We start from the raw sequence: 2,107 nt of genomic DNA, 5'->3' as shown, positions 1-2,107 counted from the left end.
TCTCGGAAACCTGCCATAGCAATATGGCAAGGCGTCGGGTTCTTACCCTACTGTATTCGTCAATCGGTGCAATTCCATTTGCCACTATGAGCAATCGGGAATGGGGACAGATTGGCAGCAATTATTTAAGAGGATTGTTTGCACTGGCATTTCAGGGATTTTTTATTATGGTGTGTGTGGGCATTTACTCTGTATTGGTTGCCAATATACAGGTATCAGACAATGTGCATACAGCACTGCTCAGTGTAATGGCTTATACAGTAATACTGTGTTTTAGTCTTATGAAAACAGGTAATTTCTCAAAGAGCATCTTTAATGCACACTAAATGTAGAAAAGGAGACGATGAAAATGGCTTTTGTATCAGTACCAAAAGATCTGACAAAAGTAAAAAATAAAATTATTCTCAATCTTACAAAACGACAGCTTATCTGCCTTGGTATTGCAGCGGCAGTAGGACTTCCGTTTTATTTCCTGTCAAGGGGATTGATTGGTTCGAGTAATGCGGCAACCGGAATGTGTCTGTTGATGCTTCCGGCTTTTTTATTTGCCATGTATGAGAAAGATGGACTTCCTTTAGAGAAAGTCCTCAAAAACGTGATTACAGTAAAATTTGTCCGTCCTCCGGTACGGAAATATGAGGTAGAAAACCTTTATGAAAAAAAGAGAATTATGACAAAAGCGAAAGGAGGTACTGTTCGTGGAAAAAGTAAGAAACGATAAGAATCTTCCTGAGCAGATAGAAGAATTTTCCCATCCGGATGACTGGTGGTTGGATGAAGAGGATTCTGATGATGGTTTACCAGTGTTTGATTCGGACGAGGCAGAAGATTATACAAAGGGCAGACAGCGTTTGACGGGAGTACCGATGGTTACTGGGTATGAAGCACTGGAGCGACACCGAGGTGTCCGCAGACCAAGACGTAAATTAAGCAGACGGGAAAAACGTGCCTGGAAAAAAGCCCAGAAATATGAACTGAAGTTACATAAGGCACACGAAAAGGAAGAAAGAAAACTTGCGAAGCAGGCGGCAAAACAGGCTGCTCGTGAAGAAAAGGCAGCACAGAAACAGGCAAAGAAAGCAGAAAAGCATAAAAAAAAGACAAAGCCGCCGGGTTCTGTAAAATCCAGTGGAAAAAAAGGTACTGGAAAGCAAATATCCAGCACGAATAAAGACAATAGAAATAAAGGGAAAAACATTACCGCACAGCAGTCGATTCCATACAGGGAAATGGGAAAAGACGGAATCTGTCGTGTGGAGGATGGGTATTATTCAAAAACAATTCGTTTTTATGATATCAACTATCAGTTAGCACAGAATGAGGATAAAAATGCGATTTTTGAGAACTGGTGTGATTTCCTGAATTATTTTGACAGTACCATCCATTTTCAGTTGTCCTTTATCAATCATCACAGCAACATGACGGAATATGAAGATGTGATCCGTATTAAAAAGCAGAATGACAGTTTTGATGATCTGCGTATGGAGTTTGCCCAGATGCTCAGAAATCAGTTGGCAAAAGGAAATAATGGTCTTGTCAGAACCAAGTACATTACATTTGGAATTGAAGCTGACAATATCCGGGAAGCAAAACCAAAACTGGAACGTATCGAAACAGACATACTAAATAATTTTAAAGTTTTCGGGGTATCTGCGTATCCGTTAAATGGTGTGGAGCGTTTGCAGATCATGTATGAAACATTCAACCAGAATGTCAAAGTACCATTCAAGTTCAGCTATGATGATATGCTGCGTACCGGGCTGAATACAAAGGATTATATTGCACCATCCAGTTTCCTGTTCAAAAATGGAAAGGATTTTCAGATGGGAGATACCATCGGAGCAGTATCCTATCTGCAGATTCTGGCACCAGAGCTGACGGATAAAATGCTTGCTGAATTTCTGGAAATGGACTGTAACCTGCTTGTTAATCTGCATATCCAGTCCATCGACCAGATGAAAGCAATCAAATTGGTCAAGAGTAAGGTTACGGACATTAACCGCATGAAAATTGAGGAACAGAAAAAAGCGGTACGCTCCGGATATGATATGGATATTAGTGCGACTCGTTCCTGAACAAAGCCTTCGTGGTTGAAGGACAAAATCAG

General features: G+C 40.6%; 1 protein-coding gene and 2 pseudogenes. All 3 read left to right on the top strand.

Going from position 1 to position 2,107, the window contains the following annotated elements; all coding sequences use genetic code 11:
- Positions 1-326, top strand: a pseudogene (locus DWX68_RS14790) (hypothetical protein); the annotation flags it as partial.
- Positions 327-349: 23 nt separating this feature from the next.
- On the top strand, positions 350-721 hold the full coding sequence (locus DWX68_RS14415; RefSeq protein ID WP_118401263.1) for a PrgI family protein: 372 nt from the start codon (positions 350-352) through the stop codon (positions 719-721).
- Positions 699-2,057: pseudogene (locus DWX68_RS14410) on the top strand (conjugal transfer protein TraE); the annotation flags it as partial. The gene DWX68_RS14415 and the pseudogene DWX68_RS14410, both read left to right, overlap by 23 nt.
- Between the last annotated feature and the right edge of the window lie 50 nt (positions 2,058-2,107).

Origin of the sequence: Clostridium sp. AF20-7 (genome assembly GCF_003479275.1) — a bacterium.
GTDB lineage: Bacteria > Bacillota > Clostridia > Lachnospirales > Lachnospiraceae > Otoolea > Otoolea fessa.
Note: the sequence above shows the minus strand (reverse complement) of the source record. Positions and strands in the feature narration are given on the sequence as shown.